The organism is Flavobacterium hercynium (assembly GCF_002217285.1).
Lineage (GTDB): Bacteria > Bacteroidota > Bacteroidia > Flavobacteriales > Flavobacteriaceae > Flavobacterium > Flavobacterium hercynium.
Genome location: NZ_MUGW01000027.1, coordinates 22792 through 44573, shown reverse-complemented (window position 1 = coordinate 44573; position 21782 = coordinate 22792). Strand labels below are relative to the sequence as shown.

At 30.9% G+C, this 21782-nt stretch carries 18 protein-coding genes; 10 read left to right on the top strand and 8 right to left on the bottom strand.

The window, feature by feature from the left end:
* Positions 1 to 391: 391 nt before the first annotated feature.
* The 7 genes from B0A66_RS14040 (at position 392) to B0A66_RS14010 (ending at position 10784) form a co-directional block, all read left to right on the top strand.
* The gene (locus B0A66_RS14040; protein WP_244283489.1) at positions 392 to 1072 is read left to right on the top strand and encodes a Crp/Fnr family transcriptional regulator; all 681 of its coding nucleotides are present in this window, start codon (positions 392 to 394) and stop codon (positions 1070 to 1072) included.
* An 87-nt stretch (positions 1073 to 1159) separates the two neighbouring features.
* Complete coding sequence (locus tag B0A66_RS14035; protein ID WP_089050490.1) at positions 1160 to 1561, top strand: DoxX family protein; 402 nt, start codon at positions 1160 to 1162, stop codon at positions 1559 to 1561.
* 109 nt (positions 1562 to 1670) lie between these two features.
* Complete coding sequence (locus B0A66_RS14030) at positions 1671 to 2381, top strand: NRDE family protein (RefSeq protein ID WP_089050483.1); 711 nt, start codon at positions 1671 to 1673, stop codon at positions 2379 to 2381.
* Between the two features lie 472 nt (positions 2382 to 2853).
* Positions 2854 to 3837 (top strand): helix-turn-helix domain-containing protein, encoded by a 984-nt coding sequence (locus B0A66_RS14025; protein WP_089050482.1) that lies wholly within the window; start codon positions 2854 to 2856, stop codon positions 3835 to 3837.
* A 455-nt stretch (positions 3838 to 4292) separates the two neighbouring features.
* Positions 4293 to 5276, top strand: a complete 984-nt coding sequence (locus B0A66_RS14020) for a helix-turn-helix domain-containing protein (RefSeq protein ID WP_089050481.1) — start codon at positions 4293 to 4295, stop codon at positions 5274 to 5276.
* A 2768-nt stretch (positions 5277 to 8044) separates the two neighbouring features.
* Positions 8045 to 9169, top strand: a complete 1125-nt coding sequence (locus B0A66_RS14015; protein WP_244283488.1) for a chitinase — start codon at positions 8045 to 8047, stop codon at positions 9167 to 9169.
* 280 nt (positions 9170 to 9449) lie between these two features.
* Positions 9450 to 10784, top strand: a complete 1335-nt coding sequence (locus tag B0A66_RS14010; RefSeq protein ID WP_089050479.1) for a lytic transglycosylase domain-containing protein — start codon at positions 9450 to 9452, stop codon at positions 10782 to 10784.
* Positions 10785 to 10911: 127 nt separating this feature from the next.
* Here B0A66_RS14010 and B0A66_RS14005 read toward each other — a convergent pair whose 3' ends face one another.
* The 5 genes from B0A66_RS14005 to B0A66_RS13985 are packed head-to-tail and all read right to left on the bottom strand — an operon-like array spanning position 10912 to position 15154.
* Positions 10912 to 11565: a nitroreductase family protein gene (locus B0A66_RS14005; protein ID WP_089050478.1), complete on the bottom strand. Its 654-nt coding sequence runs from the start codon at positions 11563 to 11565 to the stop codon at positions 10912 to 10914.
* A gap of 3 nt (positions 11566 to 11568) precedes the next feature.
* Entirely contained in the window at positions 11569 to 12651 is a 1083-nt protein-coding gene (locus tag B0A66_RS14000) for an RnfABCDGE type electron transport complex subunit D (protein WP_089050477.1), read from the bottom strand.
* Entirely contained in the window at positions 12651 to 13907 is a 1257-nt protein-coding gene (gene rsxC, locus B0A66_RS13995) for an electron transport complex subunit RsxC (RefSeq protein WP_089050476.1), read from the bottom strand. Before rsxC ends, B0A66_RS14000 begins: the two co-directional genes overlap by 1 nt.
* Positions 13908 to 13923: 16 nt before the next feature.
* Complete coding sequence (locus tag B0A66_RS13990) at positions 13924 to 14859, bottom strand: FAD:protein FMN transferase (protein ID WP_089050475.1); 936 nt, start codon at positions 14857 to 14859, stop codon at positions 13924 to 13926.
* Complete coding sequence (locus B0A66_RS13985; RefSeq protein ID WP_089050474.1) at positions 14840 to 15154, bottom strand: hypothetical protein; 315 nt, start codon at positions 15152 to 15154, stop codon at positions 14840 to 14842. The genes B0A66_RS13990 and B0A66_RS13985 overlap by 20 nt, the downstream gene beginning before the upstream one ends.
* A 231-nt stretch (positions 15155 to 15385) precedes the next feature.
* On the opposite strand from B0A66_RS13985, the gene B0A66_RS13980 reads away from it, so the two are divergent.
* Both B0A66_RS13980 and B0A66_RS13975 read left to right on the top strand, forming a co-directional pair.
* Positions 15386 to 15991 carry a biliverdin-producing heme oxygenase gene (locus B0A66_RS13980; RefSeq protein WP_089050473.1) on the top strand — a complete coding sequence of 202 codons (606 nt, stop codon included), beginning with the start codon at positions 15386 to 15388 and terminating at the stop codon, positions 15989 to 15991.
* Positions 15981 to 18251 (top strand): ATP-binding protein, encoded by a 2271-nt coding sequence (locus B0A66_RS13975; protein ID WP_089050472.1) that lies wholly within the window; start codon positions 15981 to 15983, stop codon positions 18249 to 18251. The genes B0A66_RS13980 and B0A66_RS13975 overlap by 11 nt, the downstream gene beginning before the upstream one ends.
* A gap of 93 nt (positions 18252 to 18344) precedes the next feature.
* On the opposite strand, the gene nadB is transcribed toward B0A66_RS13975, so the two are convergent.
* Complete coding sequence (gene nadB, locus B0A66_RS13970; protein WP_089050471.1) at positions 18345 to 19868, bottom strand: L-aspartate oxidase; 1524 nt, start codon at positions 19866 to 19868, stop codon at positions 18345 to 18347.
* A gap of 28 nt (positions 19869 to 19896) precedes the next feature.
* Positions 19897 to 20829: a quinolinate synthase NadA gene (gene nadA, locus B0A66_RS13965; protein ID WP_089050470.1), complete on the bottom strand. Its 933-nt coding sequence runs from the start codon at positions 20827 to 20829 to the stop codon at positions 19897 to 19899.
* Positions 20830 to 21302: 473 nt separating this feature from the next.
* Here nadA and B0A66_RS13960 point away from each other — a divergent pair, with 473 nt between their 5' ends.
* On the top strand, positions 21303 to 21581 hold the full coding sequence (locus tag B0A66_RS13960) for a hypothetical protein (RefSeq protein WP_089050489.1): 279 nt from the start codon (positions 21303 to 21305) through the stop codon (positions 21579 to 21581).
* 51 nt (positions 21582 to 21632) lie between these two features.
* Here the strand turns inward: B0A66_RS13960 and B0A66_RS22880 are convergent, their stop codons facing one another.
* Positions 21633 to 21776, bottom strand: a complete 144-nt coding sequence (locus B0A66_RS22880) for a hypothetical protein (RefSeq protein WP_165766620.1) — start codon at positions 21774 to 21776, stop codon at positions 21633 to 21635.
* Positions 21777 to 21782: the final 6 nt, after the last annotated feature.

Here is a 21782-nt window from a genome sequence, read left to right as displayed (position 1 = left end):
GGGCAAATGATTGTTTTAAAGTTTGAATTCTTTTGTAGGTATTTGTTTTCAAGGTAGATCATCCCGAACGAAGACTCCGAAATGTCGTTATTTATTGTATCGTATTTAAGTCTTAACGCGATATTACATTTTATGCGCACAGTTTTAAACTGTGCGCTTTTTTTTGCTCTAATATTTTGCATTTAGATGCGAAAGCTAAATAATTTAAAATATATCAAAACCTATTTACAACTTAAAAGATGTCCTATTCTGTTATAAATAGAGCGTAATTAGATCAGTTTTTTTTGTCACTTTGTTAATATAAAAAGTATGTTTTTTTAGTGATTAACTTTTAAGAGTAAGTCACTAAAATTAATGTGAATTCTGGTAAAAAGACTAATTAGTTATTAAAATGATGTACGACGATTTAAAATATTGGTATTTGCGCGATCATGAATTGTTTACGAGTCTGAGTTTATCTCAACTAAAACAATTATCTATTATCACCGGATTTAAGAAAGCTTCTAAAGGAGAAATTGTTTATCTGTCATCGTCTGATGTTCCACGGATTTTTTTACTTAAAAAAGGTAATATCAAAATTGTAGCTGTTGATGAAGATGGTAACGAAAATATTAAAGACATTATTAAAAAAGATGATCTATTTGGAGAACTAAGCTTAGATACTGGTGGACAGTACGAAGAATATGCAAAAGTGCTTTCAGACGATGTAGCTATATGCAGTTTTTTAATGTCAGATTTTGAAAATCTTTTGCTTCAAAATCCAAGTTTAGCCCTTTCTTACACTAAACTAGTTGGGTTAAAAATGAAGCGTTTAAAAAATAATTATGATAATTTACTTTCTAAAGATGCTAGAATGAGATTATATCAGTTTTTGAAGGAATGGGGAGAAAATGAAGGAATTAAAAACGGAAATAGTATAAGTATCGAAAATTACTTAACTCAGAGTGAAATCGGTCAGTTGATTTGTACTTCAAGACAAACGACTACACAATTACTAAACGAAATGGAATTAAATAACCTTTTGACTTACAATAGAAAAGAGATCATTATTAATGATATTAGGAAACTATAAGTTTTTTGATTTTAAATAAATCGTTGTACTGATAGAGAACATATTTGAAATCAATAATAGATATAAAATTTGTAAATATATATGATTATGAAAATTGAAATAGTAACATTTTGGATTTTTAAATTAATAGCAGCTGGTATTTTACTTCACACGCTGTTTTTCAAATTTTTTGCGATAAAAGAGAATGTTTACATTTTTTCAGCATTAGGAATTGAAATGGATGGTATTATATGTCTAAGCCTACTTGAGTTGTTGATAGCTATTTTAATTTTAATTCCTACGACTACTATTTCAGGTGCAATATTAGGTAGTATTATGATGATAGGTGCTATTATTTCGCATTTATGGGTATTTGGAATCGAAATACAAAACGATAACGGATTTCTTTTTGTGCGGGCAGTAATAACCTTAATCTGCTGTCAACGTTTACTCTTTTTTACTAAAAATAAGTTATTCGAAATCTTAAAATTAAGGTATGCTTGTTATTAATGGACAAGTATTATATAAATGAATCAAATAATAAATATGACTTGGAATTTTTTAAATACTTTATAAATAAAAAATTTTATTGTCGTTTTTCATAATACATATAGAAAGCATGAGTACAGTAAGTTTTGTAAATAAAAATGGAGTTGTTACTATTACTTTAAACCGTAACGAAAAGGTGAGTCGTTCAACCGCGATTGCTCCAAGAAATTATAATCATAATGGTAAAAATGTATTTTATCCAAAAGATGTAAAATCAGGTGGGACATGGTGTTCTGTTGCTGAAAATGGGACAGTTTTAGTTCTTTTGAATGGCGGAAATAAATGTCACTTACGCAGACCTTTTTATCGCAAAAGCCGAGGATTAGTTGTGTTAGATTTGATATCGAAGTCGTCTCCTAAAGATTCCTGGAATGAAATTAATTTATCAGATATCGAGCCCTTTACTTTAATATTATATCAAGCACAAAAATTGTATAAATTAATTTGGGATGGAGTTGGAAAAAGAAAAATAATGTTGGATGAAACAAAAAATCATATTTGGTCATCGGCAACTTTACAAAATGAAGATATTATAGAAAAAAAGATAAATTATTTCTTTGATTTTTTAGAAGAAAACCCAATATATTCAGCATCTGAAATCATGCATCTTCATAATCAGTATAAAGATTTTTATTGTCAGGATAATTTGATACTTAGCGAAGAGGATACTGTAAAAATGGTAAGTATTACTCAGGTAATTGTAGATAAAAATAGAGGAGTTATAAGATATTATGATGTACTTAATGAAAAAAAGGCATTATGTACTTTCAGTCATAATTAAAATATTTTAGGTGTTATTCATTGTTTATAAAGAGCTTAAAATTTAACTGCTAAGAAGCTTCATATTATACTCAATAATCACTTTCACAATATATGAGGTTATCATACCTGTAAAAAATTTAATTCTTAGATTTTGTCTTAGATAGAAATATTTGTAGAAAGAATTTATTTTTCGATGTAAGTATCTCTTGTTTAGTTGTTTATTGTGTTTTTAGTATCGTGTATCGGCTTGTTTTCATCTTTTCAAAAAAGTCCTGAATTGATAGGATTTGAAAATATTTATTCGTCAATTTTTAGTCTCTTTGTATAGTAAAATTACTATCATTCTGAGATACATAATAAGAGTTTTATTTTAAAATTCAATCATTTGTAAAATACCCACTAGTAAAATTTACTTCAACATAGATTCGGTTTTTCAAAACCGGAAAAATTAAAAATTAAATTTTAGAGAACATTGTTTTTATTTTTAAATTATGAGAAAAATAGTACACAGTTATGGGGTTGAGTTAGATTGGGTTGAGCCATATGCAAAAAAAATGGGAGGTGAAGTGGTAGGAAATTTTGTTGTAATACCGGATAATATAAATACAGGAACAAGTTATTTTTTAAATTGTGATTTTGGAATTTCGGCGTTTTATCTGGATGTTTTATATCAAAAGCAAATTCATTTTAGACAAGTAAATAAGTCAAAAGATTTTATAGGTATATATTTTAATCTTACTGAAGGAGAAGCTATTTTAACAGCTGATGATGTAGCAAATCCAATTGGTAAATGGGGATACAATTTAGCTATTGTAGATAGTTCTTTTAAGTATGATTATATAGTGAATTCGGGATGTTCTGCTTTTGCGCTGTGTATATTTGTTAAAAAAGATGTTATAAAAAAATACTTTTTAAATACACCATCTCTAAAGGATCATGTTACCAAAATTTTTGATCCTAAGTTAAATACCATCGTCAAGTTTACCCGTATGAGTAATGATAGCTATCATTTGTTGATGGATTTGCGTTCAAAGGAGATACAGAGTCCAACATTCGATTTATATTTAAAAGGAACCATTCAATGTCTATTGGCTGAATATATTGAAAGACTGACTATTGAAGATATTGTAATAGATACGGTGAATGATAGAGACTTAATCGAAATTTTAAAGTCACAGGAATATTTACTAGGCAATTTAAAAGAGCCTTTCCCAAGTATCGCTTACTTAGCTAAGAAGGCAAATATGTCAGGATCAAAGTATAAAAACTTGTTTAAAAAAATTACTGGTTTAACACCTAATGGATATTTTTTTAATAACAAGCTTTTAGAATCAAAAAAGCTTTTAGGAAAAAAGACGCTAACAATAGCGCAGGTATCTGCTGAATTAAATTTTTCTAATCATTCTTATTTTGCAGCAAAATTTAAGGAATTCTTTGGAATGTCTCCAAATCATTTCATTAAACAATTGTTATGACCATTTAAGAATACGAAGGGGAAATTATTTTATATAGAAATTTAAATTAAGGAATTGTTAATAGATTAAATGGAATAAAGCTTTAAGCCTCTCAATCAATGTAGTAGTATATAGATTTGTTATTTTGGTTGATTTTGATTTCTGTAATTGAGAGAAGGTACGTTGAGAGGTTTTTTTTTAGACCATTTAAAGATTTGTTTATTAGCAATGAATATTTTTTAGGCAGTTTAAGTCAGCGTAAAACAAATCTAAAATTTTCTGTTCCTCTTGATCAATGAAAGAGAGAGAAACTATTATTGGCTTTAATATCTGAAAATTAAAGTGGGAAGGTCAAGAGGATGAAGATTTTTTTAAACAATACTTATTGTTCATAAATAACTATGATCAAGGATTAATTTTTATTTTCTAAAATTATTAAGTATTGCCAAACTATATTATACAACAATCACTGTAAAATGAAAGAGATAAATCACTACTATACACTTACATCAGAATGGCATAATGCATTAGCAAAACAACTTGGTGCGACTGTAAAAAATAATAAATTATTATGTTTACCGGAATCCATAGGCAAGGGGCATTCTTTATTTTTAGAAGTTGTTCCAGGTCTTTCGGCTTTGCTATTGGATATTGAGTTATCTGTTCCCCTTAAAATTACAAGATTAGAAGGCGAAAATGATTTGCGAATCTTCCATTTTGATTTAAGTGATGAAGTAAATTCTATTCAAGTAGAAGACTCTATTTATCCAATTGGATATACTGCAAATTTAGGTTTCGCAATGACAAGTAATGATGTTGAAAATACACACAAGTATGATACAAATAAGAGAATATATTCTTTAAGATTAATAGTTGACAGGGAGCTTTTTGACCCTATATTAGAGGATTTAAACAAGTACGAGAACAATAAAGATACTTTTAATCAAAAAGCCTTATATTTTAGTGATTACATCGATAGTAACAGTAAAATTTTGCTCTATTCTATTAAGAATAAATCGATTTTAGATAATGCTTTTGATTTTCATCTAAAAGGAATCTCTTTAAGCTTACTTGCTAATTTTGTTAACAGATATGCAAAGTCAACTACAGTAAGTCGGTACATTAAAGAGTCAGATTTAGAGAGATTTAGAAATTCTACACAGTATTTGAGGGATAATTTAAAAGATAAATTCCCTGGCGTACCTTATTTGGCTAAAAAAGCTGAAATGTCTGCTAGTAAATATAAAAGCCTTTTTCAGAAAATTGAGAAAACAACTCCATACATCTATTTTGTAAGGAATAAAATGCTTCTTGCCAGAAAGCTTATTAAAAGTGGATCTTATTTATCAATAAAAGAAGTAGTCTGCGAATTAAATTATAAAAGGAAGGATTATTTTTCTGTTAGATATTACGAATACACGGGACGAAAACCCTCTGCAGATTTTGTAAAAAAGAAATAGTCATTTTGTTAAAATCTAATATTGTCTTAAAGTGATATTATGTAGACGTAATTATTAACTAATTCTTCGTCTCTTTGTAGTGTAGATTTTAGTAATTAATTTTTTTCTATGTTACATTGTGTGAAAAAAAGAAAAAGAATATTTGCTGGAAAAACACTAGAATGTTCTAATGATTGATATCGTATAATTAAGAAATATATAGTGATTAACACCACTGCAAAGATTTTATTTAGTTAGTTTTTTACGTTAGTTTTAGTTAGTAAGAAGAGACCGGTTTGTAGAGAGCTGGTCTTTTTTTGTATAAAAGTTTTTGTTGCTGATTAGAGAAATAATTAGTCTTAAAGTGATATTATGTAGACGTAATTATTAACTAATTCTTCGTCTCTTTGTAGTGTAGATTTTTAGTAATTAATCTTTTTCTCTATTAAATTTTGTAAAAAAAGAAAAAGAATATTTGCGAGAAAAACACTAGAATGTTCTAATGATTGATATCGTATAATTAAGAAATATATAGTGATTAACACCACTGCAAAGATTTTATTTAGTTAGTTTTTTAAGTTAGTTTTAGTTAGTAAGAAGAGACCGGTTTGTAGAGAGCTGGTCTTTTTTTGTATAAGAGTTTTTATTGCTGATTATTAGAGAAATAACTTTGTCTTTAAGTGTTATTAATTAAACGTATTTATTGGCTAATTCTTCGTCTCTTTGTAAGGTAGATTTTTACCAACAAATCTTTTTTCTGTTATACTTTGCTTTAAAAGAGAATAAAGAATACTTGTAAAAAAATGATAGGACTTCGACAGGAATGTTTCGATGATCACTAACAAAAATAGTAGTATTAGAATTAAAAAAAAGAAAAGATTTCTATAGAGTAAGATTACTACACAGACTTTATTTAGTTTATAAGAAAGACCGGTTTGTAGAGAGCTGGTCTTTTTTTTGTATAAGAGTTTTTATTACTGATTATCAGAGAAATAACTTTGTCTTTAAGTGTTATTAATTAAACGTATTTATTGGCTAATTCTTCGTCTCTTTGTAAGGTAGATTTTTACCAACAAATCTTTTTTCTGTTATACTTTGCTTAAAAAGAGAATAAAGAATACTTGTAAAAAATGATAGGACTTCGACAGGAATGTTTCGATGATCGCTAACAAAAATATTAGTATTGAAATTCAAAAAAAGAAAAGATTTCTATAGAGTAAGATTACTACACAGACTTTATTTAGTTTATAAGAAAGACCGGTTTGTAGAGAGCTGGTCTTTTTTTGTATAAAAATTTTTGTTGCTGATTATTAGAGAAATAACTTTGTCTTAAAGTGATATTATGTAGACGTATTTATTAGCTAATTCTTCGTCTCTTTGTAGTGTGGATTTTTAGTAATTAATCTTTTTCTCTGTTATATTATGTAAAAAAAAGAAAAATAATATTTTCAAATATAATACTAGAATATTTATAATGATAGATATCGTATAATTAAGAAATATATAGTGAGTAGCACCACTGCAAAGATTTTATTTAGTTAGTTTTTTAAGTTAGTTTTAGTTAGTAAGAAGAGACCGGTTTGTAGAGAGCTGGTCTTTTTTTATATAAGAGTTTTATTAAAAATTATTAGAGAAATAACTTTGTCTTTAAGTGTTATTAATTAAACGTATTTATTAGCTTATTCTTCGTCTCTTTGTATTGTAGATTTTGAATAACGAATCTTTTTATCTGCTGAGTTATGTTTTAAGAGAAAAAAAGAATACAGTTAAAATCACTTAGATTATTGTGATGATTTATATAGTATAATTGAAAATATAAAGTGATAACCTCACTGCAAAGATTTTATTTAGTTAGTTTTTTGAGTTAGTTTTAGTTAGTAAGAAAAGACCAGTTTGTTAAGAGCTGGTCTTTTTTTATTTGCAATAATTAAGGATTATTGATTTTTAATAAATAAAACTTTAATGGTTGATAATCACTAAAATAATTTTGTCTTAAAGTAATATAATGTGAATGTATTTATTTGCCGATTCTTCGTCTCTTTGTAATGTAGATTTTGAGTAACAAATCTTTTTTTTGAGTTTTACTTTTATGAAAGGATAAATACTTTGAAAGGAATGTTTCGATGATCGCTACCAAAATAAAAGTATTCAAATTCAAAAATAAAAGATATTTAATGATCAGTATTATTATAAAGATTTAGTTGGTTTAGTTAGTTTTAGTTAGTAAGAAGAGACCGGTTCGTTAAGAGCTGGTCTTTTTTTATTTGCAATAATTAAGGATTATTGATTTTTAATAAATAAAACTTTGATGGTTGATAATCACTAAAATAATTTTGTCTTAAAGTAATATAATGTGAATGTATTTATTTGTCGATTCTTCGTCTCTTTGTAATGTAGATTTTGAGTAACAAATCTTTTTTTTAGTTATACTTTTTTAAAAGGATAAAAGATACTTATGAAAAGGAAGAAGACTTTGACAGGAATGTTTCGATGATCGCTACCAAAATAGCAGTATTCAAATTCAAAAATAAAAGATATTTAATAATCAGTATTGTTATAAAGATTTAGTTGGTTTAGTTAGTTTTTTAAGTTAGTAAGAAGAGACCGGTTCGTTAAGAGCTGGTCTTTTTTTTGTTAAGACTAAGAACAATTATGTCTTTATCTGATAGCATTTAGAAATATTTATATCGGGCGATGTCTTAAATTTCAGCGATGAAATATTTATTAATTATTGGCATTAAAAGGAAATTCATCTAAAAAAATAATGTCAGAAAATCCATTTTTTATTTATGAAAAGAAAATTATCTATTTCTGTGCTAAGCTTATTTTGCTTTTTAGTACTAATGTCTTCCTGTGACAAAGATAGCATACGGGTAGAAGATCCTAAAACAGAAAAGCCTGAGGTACCAAATCCAGAAAACCCAGCCCCGGAAAATCCAAATCCAGAAGTTCCGAATCCGGAAATTCCACTTCCAGGTTCCGGTGAAAATCAAATCGAAAAGCTTATTACTCCTGAGCAATTTTTAGAATTGTTTCCATATCGCTATGGAGCAGATGTAAATAATAATTGGATAATTGATCCTTCAAAAGACTTTTATACTTATGATGCTTTAATTAAAGCCGCTAATCAAATTGCAGATGTTAAAGTTGTAATTGAAAGAAAAGGTTTCTTTAAAAAAATTACTCGTACTCAAAAATCGACCAATCAAACAAAAATAATTAAAGAAGATCCTGAATTTAGTGCTTCGTGGAATAATGAACCTCTAATAAAGGACGAAGTTGATTATGCACATTTTATTAATACAGGTTCTCTTGAGGATCGTAAAAAAGAACTTGCCGCCTTTTTAGCTAATATATCTCATGAAACTACAGGAGGCTGGGCAACAGCTCCGGGAGGACCATTTTCATGGGGATTGCATTTTCGTGAAGAAGTTGGTTATGAAAATGGAGGTCTTGGCTACAGACAGGACAATGCAGATTTTCCGCCTGCTCCGGGACAATCATATCATGGTCGTGGACCAATTCAATTAAGTTGGAATTACAACTACGGACAAATGAGTGAGTTTTTGTATGGAGATAAAAATATTCTACTTAAAAATCCAGGAAATGTAACAAAGGATGCAGCATTGGCATTTCAAACTGCAATATGGTTCTGGATGACACCTCAGGCTCCTAAACCTTCATGTCACGCAGTAATGGTTGGAGCCTGGAAGCCAACCCAAGAAGATATTACTGCCGGACGTAAACCAGGTTTTGGTATGACAATTAATATTATTAATGGAGGACTAGAATGTAGAAGACCTGATAGTGATAAAACACAAGATAGAAGAGGTTTTTATCAAAGATACCTTACTGTGCTAAATGCTAGTGATCCTAATTGTGAGTGTAAATGTGATACAATGCAATTTTACTAAATGGTAACAATCTATTAATTCAATATAAACGGGATAAATTTTCGGAATTATCCCGTTTTATAATAATCTAGATAGTTACAACTGCTTATCTTCAAATCGTTAAAGATTAATTGTGTCCTTATCTAATACTTATTGAAAGTATTAATTTTCAGACATTACCTTACTTTGCATAGTTGATTATTTAGAAACATTGCCCGTTACAAATCCTAAGTATGATGCTTAATGAAAATATTAATCAATACGCTTAAATTAAAATAACAACGTATTAATTCTTAAAATTATGAAAACTGCAAATACCACACTTTACTTTTATCTATTACTTTTAATTCCATTCTTTTCGCAGCTAACCGCTCAAAAAAAAGATGTGAAAATAAAATTCGAAAATAGTATTAGCCTTGATTCTGTAAAAAAATCATTTGTAAAGGATGATATGGTAGCCCGTGTTGACAGTTTATGGTTACATGAACTAGTAAGCCTAAACTCTTTAAATGATCTGGATGAAAATAGTACAGAAGATGTAAATAATGAGAAAGTTAATTTAGAATTACCAACACAGCTGCTTAAAGAGAGATTGGCTGAAATGAATGCTAAATCTCCATTTAATATAGAGTATAATGAAGGGCTTGAAAGTCTTATTAAATCGTTTCTTAAGTACAGAAAGAAATCATTTGGCAGATTACTAGCAGTTTCAGAATATTACTTTCCTATGTTTGAAGAGGCTCTGGCAAAAGAAAAAGTTCCATTGGAGATTAAATATTTAGCCGTTGTAGAATCAGCTTTAAATCCCAGAGCAGTTTCTAAAATGGGAGCAACTGGTCTTTGGCAATTTATGTATCATACAGGAAAACAATACAATCTTAAAATTGATTCGTATGTTGATGAACGACATGATCCTTTAAAAGCATCTGCTGCAGCCGCAAGATATATGAGCAGCATGCATAAAGTTTTTGGAGATTGGGATTTGGTATTGGCATCCTACAATTCAGGACCAGGTAACGTTTCTAAAGCAATTAGACGTTCTGGAGGAAAGAAGAATTACTGGAATATTAGAAAACAACTTCCAAAAGAAACACAAGGTTATCTTCCTGCATTTTTGGCAACAATGTATCTTTATGAATACCATACACAACATGGTATTGAATCTGAAAAATCGTTGTTACAGCACTTTGGAACAGATACGGTAATGGTTAAAAATAAAATAAACTTTAAACAAATCTCTGATCTGATCGATATTCCGGTTAAAGAATTAGAACTTTTGAATCCAAGTTATAAACTTAATACAATTCCGGTTTATAACAACCAGAAACATTACTTGAGATTGCCATTAGATAAAATAGCTGTTTTTACTTCTAATGAAGATAAAATATATGCTTATGTTGCAAGTCAATCTAGTCTTCGTGAGCGACCAATGCAATCATCAAAAGCAATCGCAGGTAAATCTAAAAATAGTGGTAATAATGCATTACAATTGTACACCATAAAAAAAGGAGATACATTAGGAAGTATTGCCAGAAAGTTTGCAGTAAGTGTTACCGATTTAAAGAAATGGAATAAGATAAACGGAAATAAAATTGCCATGGGCAAAAGTTTAAAAATAAAAGCAAAAATCAATTAATAACTAAGTGATTACCACCCTTTGACCCCCAAAATCTAAGTATAATAAATAATACATTTTAGTTATTAAAAAAGCTGTACCTTCTGGCACAGCTTTTTTGCATTTATGTGATTAGCCCTTGGTATGATTAGTGTATTATCTTTACTCTTTCAGGAATACGTTTTGGCGCTGTAGGCGTTTCAGCAGCATAACCTAATGATATGTTGATAGAAACTTCATAACCTTCCGGAATATTAAGTAACTTAAGGATATCCTGATTTTCAGGAAGATTTAAAATAGGAACAAGTGAACCAATTGGACATGTGCCTAAACCTATTGCATGCGAACTTAAAAGTATATTTTGCAATATGATACCGCTGTCTAGAGAACTTGTACCGCTATTTTTGTCTCTCGCAATAACAATAAGTGTTGGCGAATTATGAAAAATACTAAATCCCGGTTCGCGATAATGAGCGGCACTTCCCTGAAATTCTTTGCCTTGAGCAAAATTCAAAAAACGATCATTTATTTCTTTTAAAATCTGTTTGTTCTGAACTACTCGTACTTCCCAAGGTTGTTTGTTTAAGGCACTAGGCGCAAAAATGGCACATTTCATTATAGTGTCAATTTGGGCTTGCGTTACTTGCTGGTCAGTATATTTACGAATTGATCTGCGGGTTAAGATATTGTCAAGTATCGCTTGCTGTGATGTACCTTTATACACTTTTTGTTCGACTGGAGTATCCTGTTTGCAAGAGAGCATCGTAATTAAGATGGTGCTGATAAGAATTATTTTTCTCATGTTTTATATGGGATTATGAATGTTTTTTATAAATGAAAAATTGAATTTGAAAGTAATGTAAACAATATAGATGTAAATAAGATATTTAATAAAATCATAGTAGTGTAAAGTTATTATAGCTAATGCAACTGTAATAATAGCCAGCGTTAAAAGGAATATTTTTTCTGTTTTAACGGCATAGTCTACTTTTTCTCCCCAAGCTCTCGGTCTGAATATTTGGTTTATAAAAGGAGTGAATCCGTTTAGTAATAAGATAGAGTAGGATAAGTATTCAAAGCGGACATTCCCTAAAATAAAGAATATAGAAACTAATCCAATCATACTTCCGTAGTAAAGCATGCCGGGATAACCATTTGGACTTGATGGCATATCTGTTGCCATAAAAATGCTGCCCAAGACCATTCCTGCTATTGAATATTTTAATTCTAAATCGTAAGCACTACTAATCCATGTACCACATAGAAAAATGGTAAGAATTGTAAAGGGAATATGCCATGAGATACGTTTTCTGATAATTAGATATAGACCTCCAAGAACAATAAACAGCATAGAATATTCTCCTAATGCACCTGTAGTTTTAAATACCAGATTATTACTATACATTCCTAACAAACTATCATTTGCAAACAAGTGGAAATCTTTGATGTTACGAATCGAATTGGTTGACCAAATAGCAGCTGTAGACATTATAGGAAAAAAGGCAGTCATAAATTCTCTGCCCAAAAGTGCCGGATTAAAACGGTTTTTACCTAATCCGCCCCACAATAATTTTCCGAATACAATGGCACAAAACGAACCAAATGCAACAACATACCAAGGAGTGAGAGGAGATACTGTAAAAGATAATAGTAATGCGGTGATAATAGCTGATCCGTCAAGGAATGAATTGTATTTTTTAGCGTACAAAGCATTGAATAAGAAGTCAGTTACTAGACAAGTTATTACAGCAGTAGTAATAAGCCAGATAGCCGTAAAGCCAAATGCTGCATAAGCAGCCAATACAAGTGGCACTAGTGCAATAATGACATCAAACATAATGGCAGATACAGAATTTTTCTTTGCTTTTATATGGGGATTTAGATTCATTATAGTGCAATAGTGTTTTGTAAAATTTCTTTACCATGATAAATACTTCTCATAAGCGGTACATCGCTGGGGCATATATAAGCACAAGCACCACATTCTATACAATCCAAAAGACGGTGTGACAGCAATTGTGTTGTATTTTCTGTTTTAGCATAGCGGGCAAATTCCATTGGCATTAATCTTTGTGGACAGGCATTAGCACAATATCCGCATTCAATACAGTTGTATTTTTCGTTTTGAATCTCAGGTAAAATCAATACACCTCCGGTTCCTTTAGTTACAGGACTTTTATAATCTGTCACGGCTTTACCCATCATAGGTCCACCTAATACGATTTGTTGTCTTTCTTTTTTTGAAGCAGATAAATTAAATAAATGAGAGACCGGAGTTCCAATTTTTACATAGAAATTACCTTTTTTAACAGCATCTTCTCCTGATAACGTAATGACACGTTCTACATACGGTTTATTGTGAAATAAGGCATTATAAATTGCCCAAAGTGTTCCAATATTACTCAACACAATTCTGTGATCTAAAGGTCTGCTGCCTTTGGGTAATTCTTTTTTAGTAATAGATTTAATAAGCTGTAATTCTCCTCCTTGCGGATAAGTATTTGGCAATAGTTTGATTTCTACCGGAAAATCGCATAAACTGTAAAAGGCTTTTAGAATAGTTACTAATTCCTTATTTTGTTTTTCGATACCAAAAACAACTTTTTTCGCTTTTATTATTTTTTGAATACTGATTATAGATTTGAATAATGCTTCTGTTTTATTTTGCATTAAGGCATAATCAGCAGTAAGATAAGGTTCGCATTCGGCTCCGTTGATAATAAAAACATCAACATCCTCATTCCTTAAATTATATTTTAAGTGCGTAGGAAAACGTGCACCTCCGCTTCCTTCAATTCCGTATTGTTTTAGAATTTCAAGTATTGCTGCTGGTTCTAATTGTACTGACTTTTGTAAAGGAAGATCAATTGCAGTTTCTTTAAAATCATTTACAAGTTTAAGATGCGGTTTTCCTTCTATGATTTCAATGCCTTCAATAATTCCTGATGCAGGTGCATGCATTGCAGTCGAAAAAAGATCTTCGGCCTGAGCAAGCAATTCATATTTTTTTACATATTGTCCCGTTTCTACAATAGTCTTTAATACACCTTTATAACCATATAGTGGTAAATAAAACTCAGGAGGATCTGGAATGTTTTCTATCAGCACGTGTTTTGTAATATGTTTGAGTGAAAGTATATGCATTGTTTGTGTACTGTAATTATTGTAATTGTTCTTCGTTCAGAACAAATTGATTATTGAGAATACTGCCATTTTCATCCGTTAGAAATGATTTGAATTCAAAGTGCGCCTTGAGTTTTTCATTTAAATCATTAAAATTTTGAGCATCACAACTAAACAAGGCGGAGGAAAGTACATCTGATACAAAAGCATCTTTTGCTATAACACCACATTGAAGATTTGTTGACGGATATCCCGTCGCTGCATTGATGATATGACCATAGCGTTTTCCGTTGATCTCTTTGTACTGTTTTTTTACAGCAGAGAAAGAAAAACATTCATTTTGCAATGTTATTCGGGCAAGTGAATTGGTTTCATGAAAAGCATCTGGTATGTTGATTCCCCAATAAGGATGCTCGTTATTGTTTAATGTATAAATGGTGCTCCCACCGGCATTTACAATTCCGTCTGAAACACCTTCTTCTTTTAGCATCTTAATAACCTGATCCACTGCAAAAGCTTTGATAAATGATCCCGTAATAATTTCCTGTCCTTTTAGAATTTTTACGCAGTTATCTTTTATTTCAATATTTTGATATCCTACTTTTATTAAAGTCTCATTTATTGCAGAGGTAGAGGGAAGATTATTTTTGTTATGGTAAAATCCCCAGAGTTTAAGCAATGGCATCGCTGTAATGTCATAAGTTCCGTTGGTAAGCTCGCTTACGAGAATCAGCGTTTTTAATAGTTCAGTGACATGATCATCAACTTCTACCCATTCACCTGCATGTTTATTGATATTAAAAAAATGAGATCCGCTCTGATAGGAATTATACATTAGATCAGTTGTCTCCAGAATACTGAAAGCTTTATCGATTAAACTTTCACTAAAGTATACAGGGATTTTAATTTTTACATTACAGTAAAAAAGCTGACGGGATTGTGTTATGTATAAATTATTGACTGTCTGAGGCATTTTCGTCCGTATCAGTTTCTATAGTTGTTTTATTTTTCTTTAAAGCTTTAAAGTTTATTTTGCCTACATTAATTACCTGAAAATAGAAATTAGGATTACTCCATTTCTTAGAAACAGAATCATATTTTAGTTCCTGAATTTCAAAACGTTTTTCTACATCGTCGTTTGCGGCAAGAAGTAATTTGGCTTCTTTTTCGTCTTCTTTAGATTTGATATATTTTTCCCAAAATTCTCTATTGCCAAATAAAAAAAGAGCAATAGCCAAAAGGAATAATAAGATTGATTTCAATTTCATGCTTTGTAATTATGATTAAAGGCTCATAATTACAAATATAAGGTTCTAATGGGGATAGATTTGAATTTAAATGACGAATTAAATTCATCCTTATGACCTTTATCTTTGAGTTTTTTTAATTATAATAGCCGATAGGATTAAGAATAGTTAATATTTTTAGCGTGTTGTTGCTTATATTAGATAAAGCTTTATTTTTGCTTATTAAGACCACATTACCTATAATTTTTTGCTATGACGACAAATTCAGATATATCTCAGCCTTTTTTAAGTAATTTAAAAACTAAAACAGCTTCTTCTCATCAAAAACTGGAAAGTTTACCAGTTTCTGCTTCTATACTTTCTCCTAATATGAAAATGAATGATTATGCTCATTATCTTAGTTTAATGCATGATGTTCATACAAATTTAGAAGAAGAAATTTTTCCTTTATTGACTGATATAATTGATGATTTAAAAGCAAGAGAGAAAAAAGAACTTCTTGAGGCTGATCTTTCCTATCTTAATTATACTAAAACTAATTCAAATAGAGTTTTTAATAAAGAGAAAGTTTCAACTGCATTTGCTCTTGGAATTTTTTATGTAGTAGAAGGTTCAACATTAGGAGGAAGGTTTATTTTGAAGAACCTTGAAACAATTCCGGGATTAACAGAAGAAAAAGGAGTGTCTTATTTTAATGGATATGGAAATAAAACAGGAAGTTACTGGAAATCGTTTTTGAATTTACTTAGCACTTATGAAGAAGAGCATAATTGCGAGAATGAAATCATTGACGGCGCAATCTATGCTTTTGATTGCATCCACGACCATTTCCTGAATACGCGAAAGAATGAAAATTAAAGACATAGTTAACCGTGATATTGTTACCCTTACCAATTGCGAACATGAGCCAATTCATATTCCAGGAAGTATACAGCCCCACGGATTTTTATTAGGACTTACTGCAGATTGGAAAATTGACTTTGTTACAGCAAATACAGAAGTCTTTACGGGTTTGTCGTATACACAAATTATTGGAAAAGATTTTAGTGAAGTTTTTGGAAACGCTGCACAGAAAAACATAGAAGAATATTTTCTTAGAGATGAATCTCAGTTTGTTTTACCTATTGAAACTGAGCTTTTAGAGAATAAATATCAGCTCACTATTCATAAAAGCAACGATATTTATGTTCTGGAAGCAGAACCACAATTTTGTGAAAAAGAAAAACTTCCTGATGTGTACTCACAAACGATTCAGTTTGTGGCGCACATGAATAATACTCGTTCGCTTCAGGAACTGTGTGCTTTTGTTGCCGATGGTATTCAGCAAGTAACAGGCTATGACAGGGTAATGATTTATCGTTTTGATGAAGATTACAACGGAGAAGTATTTGCAGAGAATTGCCGTGAAGATCTGGAACCTTTTCTGGGATTGCATTATCCGCATACCGATATACCACCGCAGGCAAGAGAATTGTATTTAAAGAATCAGCTTCGATTGATTGTTGATCTTGATTACGACCCTGTTCCTGTTTTTACAACAGATGATCAGGATAATAAAAATCTAGATTTAAGTTTGTCCATTCTTAGAAGTACTTCCCCCATTCACGTTCAATATCTTAAAAATATGGGCGTAGGTGCAACGCTTACGATTTCTCTCATCCATAAAGATCGTCTTTGGGGACTAATAGCCTGCCATCATTATTCTGCTAAAAATATTTCTCCGGAAATTCGTCTGGCAGCTAAGCTTCAGGGACAATTTATTACTTCTCAGATTGATTTACGTCAATCAACAGAAGAATATCAAGTGGCACGAAGGACATCGCTGGCTCTGGAAAAACTTACGGGACTGGATTTACCATTAGGACATGAACAATTTCAAACACTGGTTGATAGTCCGTATTTATTACGTTTGTGTAATGCGGCCGGCGTTTCAATCTCAGTGGGAGGTGTTATTTATAAAAATGGTATTACTCCTGATGAAGATGAAATTAAAAATATTGTTACAGCAATTACCAATCATACCAAAGAACAAACATTTACAACCAAAAAGTTAAGTGGTGATTTTCCGCAATTGAATCATCATACCGATGTTGCCGGGGTTATTTTTCATGCATTGGGGAGTGATGACCATATAATTTGGTACAGACCACAAACCATATCAGAAATTAAATGGGCTGGTGATCCTGCAAAAGCAATTATAAAAGATAGTAAAGGACTGCATCCAAGAAACTCTTTTAATGTCTGGAAGCAAATTGTAAAGAACCAAAGTAGTACTTGGCTACAGCCGGAAATTAATTCTGCGGCTAACTATGCGCATGCGTTACACAAACAGATCATAATGTTAATGCTTCGGGAAGAAGAAGAAAAATACCGTTCGCAAAGTCTTGTTTTAAAAGAGACCAACTCAGAATTAGAAAATATTAACTGGATCAGTACGCATGACCTTCAGGAACCGCTTCGTAAAATTCAAATGATTATCTCTAAACTCCTAACTGAAATAGACGATGTTCCTGCAGCTTCGGTATTAGAATCGTTACAGCGAGTTTCTAAATCAGCCAATAGAATGCAAATTCTGCTGGAAGATATATTGAAATACACACGTATAAAATATACTAAAGACGCTTTGCAGAAAATCAATATGAACTTTATTATGGAGTCTACTCTTGATGAAATGAAAGACGTTATCTCTGAGAATAATGTTGTGATTGAATGCGAAAGCTTACCCGAAATTCATGGAATCAATTTCCTGATGAAACAATTGTTTTCTAACCTGCTTCAGAATTCAATAAAGTATGCATCGGCAGAAAGAGACTTGGTTATTAAAGTAACAGCATCACAAGAGCCGGAAATTAATATTTATTCGAATAATGTTTATTGTTACTGGATTACTTTCTCAGATAACGGAATAGGTTTCGATCAGCAATATGCAGATTCTATTTTTAAAATATTTACAAGACTTCACAATCAGGATGAATATAAAGGATCAGGTGTTGGACTTGCCCTTTGTAAAAAAATTATGCAAACCTGCGGCGGAAATATAAGAGCTGAAGGTAAAGTAGGCGAGGGTGCGGCAATCACCGTTTATTTTCCTTGTGATCCTGAGGATTCACTATTTTAAACAATAGGTAAAATATAATGAAAAAAGGGAATATTTAAAACAAGCGTTTATAATATTCCCTTTTTTGTTTGTTTCCTATCTGAATAATATCAATTAATTAAATAAAAAATCGGTTGTGTTTTTTCGCTCTATTGTACATTGCTTAATAACAATTTGAGCTGTGGTAATCATGTTAGAAAGTTCAATGACCGGAAGAATTATTTCACTTCTGTTAATCATTGCTACTGTTGCGTTTTTAATTCTTTCTACTTTTGCTTTAATGTTATTAATATCACTGTCTTCATTCGTATAAAATGTGGTCATAATATTTTGAAGTTCTTTTTTTAATGCATTTGTTTTTTCGCATTCTGTTTTGATTTTAGCAAAAGGAAGCTGTGGAACAAATACTTTAATAGAAAAAGGAAATTCTTTAATGGTATTGCAGATATTTTCAGAAGCCTGGTGTGCAAAAACAATTGCTTCGAGAAGTGAATTAGAAGCCAGACGGTTTTTACCATGCAAACCAGTTCTGGAGCATTCGCCTATGGCATATAAATTTTTGATTTTTGTTGCTCCATTCTCATCGACTTTAATACCTCCACACTGATAATGAGCGGCAGGAACGATCGGAATCAGGTCTTTTTCAGGATATAACCCTAATTTGTTACAATGCGCTGTAATGACCGGAAAATGCTTGTAAAATGCTGTTTTGTCTAAATGTCTACAATCTAAATAAACATGATCAGTTTGTGATTGCTGCATTTCCATGCTTATTCCTTGCGAAACAATATCACGTGTCGCCAATTCACCTCTCGAATCATATTTAAACAGAAATCTTTTTTCGTCTTTATTAACAACATGAGCACCAAATCCCCGAACAGCTTCTGATATTAAGAAGAAAGGATTTTTTTCTCCTGCATATAAAGCAGTGGGATGAAACTGAATGTATTGCATGTCTTCAATTTCAAGTCCAAGTCTTTCTGCCATAGCAACACCATCGCCAGTTGCTATTTCAGGATTGGTAGTATTCTCAAATATTTGCCCTGATCCGCCAGTGCATAAAACAATGGTACGGCTGTTGATATATTTAATCTGATTATTGGACTGATCGTAATAGAATGCACCACTACAAACCGTTTCGTCTCTTTTCTCTGTGTTGAGGTCAATTACAAGATGATGTTCCAGAAGATGAATATTAGGCATATTTTCTAAACTTCTCAATAGCGATTGCTCAATTTCTAATCCAGAACTGTCTTTATGATGCAGAATACGATTGTGGGAGTGTCCGCCTTCTAAACCAAGATCCCAATTTCCTTCCTGATTTTTATCAAATGAAGTGCCTAATGCTATTAATTCTTTAAGTCGTTGAGGTGCTTGTCGTATTACCATATTGACGATATTCTCATCACAATGTCCGCCACCGGACTGCAAAGTATCTTCAATATGTTTTTCGAAACTATCATTTACTAAATCGGTTACTACAGCAATACCGCCCTGAGCCATTTGTGTATTTGTTCTTTCAGCACTTCCTTTAGTCATGATGACAATAGATAAATCAGGACGTTTTTGAGCTGTTTTTAAGGCAAAGAAAAGTCCGGCAATACCGGAACCAATTATAAGTATATCTGTTTTAATCATGGTATTTTTTTAATGGTATTTTAATTTTTTATGACAACTCAAGCATTTTTGTGATAGGTTCAAGTGCTTGGATTCTAAGTTTCTCATTGATTGAAATTTCCGGACCTTCATTTTTAAGGCATTGAAAAAGTTTTTCTAGTGTATTAATCTTCATGTAAGCACATTCGCTACACGCACAGGTATTGTCCTGTACAGAGGGTGCCGGAATCAACGTTTTTTCAGGAACAGTTTTGGCAAGCTGGTGCAATATACCTGCCTCTGTAGCAACAATAAATGTGGTAGCGGTATCCGTTTTTATAAAATTCAATATTCCGGAAGTCGAACCAATATAATGTGCTGTTTTCAGAATATGACTTTCAGACTCAGGATGAGCTGCGATTTTTGCGGTGGGATTGTTTTTATAGATTTCAATTAACTTGTCTAAAGAAAATGCTTCATGCACAACGCAGGAACCCTCCCAAAGAATTAAATCCCGCTTTGTTTGCTTTGAGAGGTAATTTCCTAAGTTGCGATCGGGGGCAAAAAGAATATTTTTGCTCGATGGTATTGAATTTATAATTTTTTCAGCATTTGAGGATGTACAAACGATATCGCTCAAAGCTTTTATTTCCGCAGAACAATTAATGTATGTTACGACAACATGCTCGGGATATTTTTCTTTAAATAATTTAAAATCATCATGATGACAACCGTCAGCAAGAGAGCATCCGGCATTGATATCCGGAAGTAAAACTTTTTTATTAGGGTTCAGTATTTTTGCCGTTTCTGCCATAAAGTAAACACCAGCAAAAACAATAATGTCAGCATCTGTTGTTTGTGCTTTTTTTGATAGTTCAAGACTGTCTCCCACAAAATCTGCGATTTCCTGTATGTCTTCACTTTGGTAATAGTGAGCCAGTATAATGGCATTTTTTTCGGTTTTTAATCTGTTTATTTCAGAAATCAGATAGGATTTGTTCATTCTCGACGGATTATAAAAATGATTTAGACATAGGTATTTCCTAATATCTTATGTTATCAATTAAATTTGTTTTCTGCGATCATCCTTTACGAACAAAAAACAAATATTTAAGAAACAATTTAAGACTAAGAATCTAAGAGGTGTTTTCATAATGTATTATTTTTGAACATTTTATGGATAAATTTTCATGATGCAAAAATAATAACGCTAACTTTCTTAAAACATGATTATAATCATGCTGTATGAATTTTATTTTACTTTTTTAAGGAAATATTTGATGAGACACTGAATCTATTGTGAATAGAGTTGAAAAAAAACATTTAAGGACAATAAATATTAAATTTATTCACAAAGGAGGTTAGTAAGTTGTTGATAAATAGTGGTTTGTGTTGGTTGTTTTGTAGCTGTATTAATCAATTTAATTTCTAAATTTGAGTATTGACAAGGTGAGTGCTAATTTAAAAATAGCTATGATGGAAAAAGCAATACAATTAAAAGTTCGGAAAGAACTAAACAATCAGCAACAGTTTAATGTTATCAAATTAAAAGGCAGTTTAATTTCTAGCGGGTATACAGAAATTATTCATATTGTAGATGAGGATGAAGAGTATCATATTAACTCTTTTGAGACAGCCTCTGGAAGTAAAAACGAAGTGCATGATTTTATTACAGCCTTTATTACCAGAGAAAATCTGGAAGACACAATCTCAATTTTAGATAAAAAATTTACAGATAGATTGTTTACTATTTAAAAAGGATCGGTGTCTGAAATACTAAGATCTGAAATACTATAATTTGTTTTTTTATGGGTTGTTCTTTACCAGAATAGACTTTTTGACTTCAGTGGTAACCTTTTCATTGTTTCTTGATGAGGTTGATTTTATTGTTGTTTTCTTGTCAGAAGTTCTGCTGCTTGAAACGTTGTTTTTATGATTTGAAGTAGTCATAATTAT

Coding starts and splice junctions, on each gene's coding strand:
- B0A66_RS14040 (WP_244283489.1), top strand. CDS start 392: ATGATGTACGACGATTTAAAATATTGGTATTTGCGCGATCATGAATTG.
- B0A66_RS14035 (WP_089050490.1), top strand. CDS start 1,160: ATGAAAATTGAAATAGTAACATTTTGGATTTTTAAATTAATAGCAGCT.
- B0A66_RS14030 (WP_089050483.1), top strand. CDS start 1,671: ATGAGTACAGTAAGTTTTGTAAATAAAAATGGAGTTGTTACTATTACT.
- B0A66_RS14025 (WP_089050482.1), top strand. CDS start 2,854: ATGAGAAAAATAGTACACAGTTATGGGGTTGAGTTAGATTGGGTTGAG.
- B0A66_RS14020 (WP_089050481.1), top strand. CDS start 4,293: ATGAAAGAGATAAATCACTACTATACACTTACATCAGAATGGCATAAT.
- B0A66_RS14015 (WP_244283488.1), top strand. CDS start 8,045: ATGAAAAGAAAATTATCTATTTCTGTGCTAAGCTTATTTTGCTTTTTA.
- B0A66_RS14010 (WP_089050479.1), top strand. CDS start 9,450: ATGAAAACTGCAAATACCACACTTTACTTTTATCTATTACTTTTAATT.
- B0A66_RS14005 (WP_089050478.1), bottom strand. CDS start 11,565: ATGAGAAAAATAATTCTTATCAGCACCATCTTAATTACGATGCTCTCT.
- B0A66_RS14000 (WP_089050477.1), bottom strand. CDS start 12,651: ATGAATCTAAATCCCCATATAAAAGCAAAGAAAAATTCTGTATCTGCC.
- rsxC (WP_089050476.1), bottom strand. CDS start 13,907: ATGCATATACTTTCACTCAAACATATTACAAAACACGTGCTGATAGAA.
- B0A66_RS13990 (WP_089050475.1), bottom strand. CDS start 14,859: ATGCCTCAGACAGTCAATAATTTATACATAACACAATCCCGTCAGCTT.
- B0A66_RS13985 (WP_089050474.1), bottom strand. CDS start 15,154: ATGAAATTGAAATCAATCTTATTATTCCTTTTGGCTATTGCTCTTTTT.
- B0A66_RS13980 (WP_089050473.1), top strand. CDS start 15,386: ATGACGACAAATTCAGATATATCTCAGCCTTTTTTAAGTAATTTAAAA.
- B0A66_RS13975 (WP_089050472.1), top strand. CDS start 15,981: ATGAAAATTAAAGACATAGTTAACCGTGATATTGTTACCCTTACCAAT.
- nadB (WP_089050471.1), bottom strand. CDS start 19,868: ATGATTAAAACAGATATACTTATAATTGGTTCCGGTATTGCCGGACTT.
- nadA (WP_089050470.1), bottom strand. CDS start 20,829: ATGAACAAATCCTATCTGATTTCTGAAATAAACAGATTAAAAACCGAA.
- B0A66_RS13960 (WP_089050489.1), top strand. CDS start 21,303: ATGGAAAAAGCAATACAATTAAAAGTTCGGAAAGAACTAAACAATCAG.
- B0A66_RS22880 (WP_165766620.1), bottom strand. CDS start 21,776: ATGACTACTTCAAATCATAAAAACAACGTTTCAAGCAGCAGAACTTCT.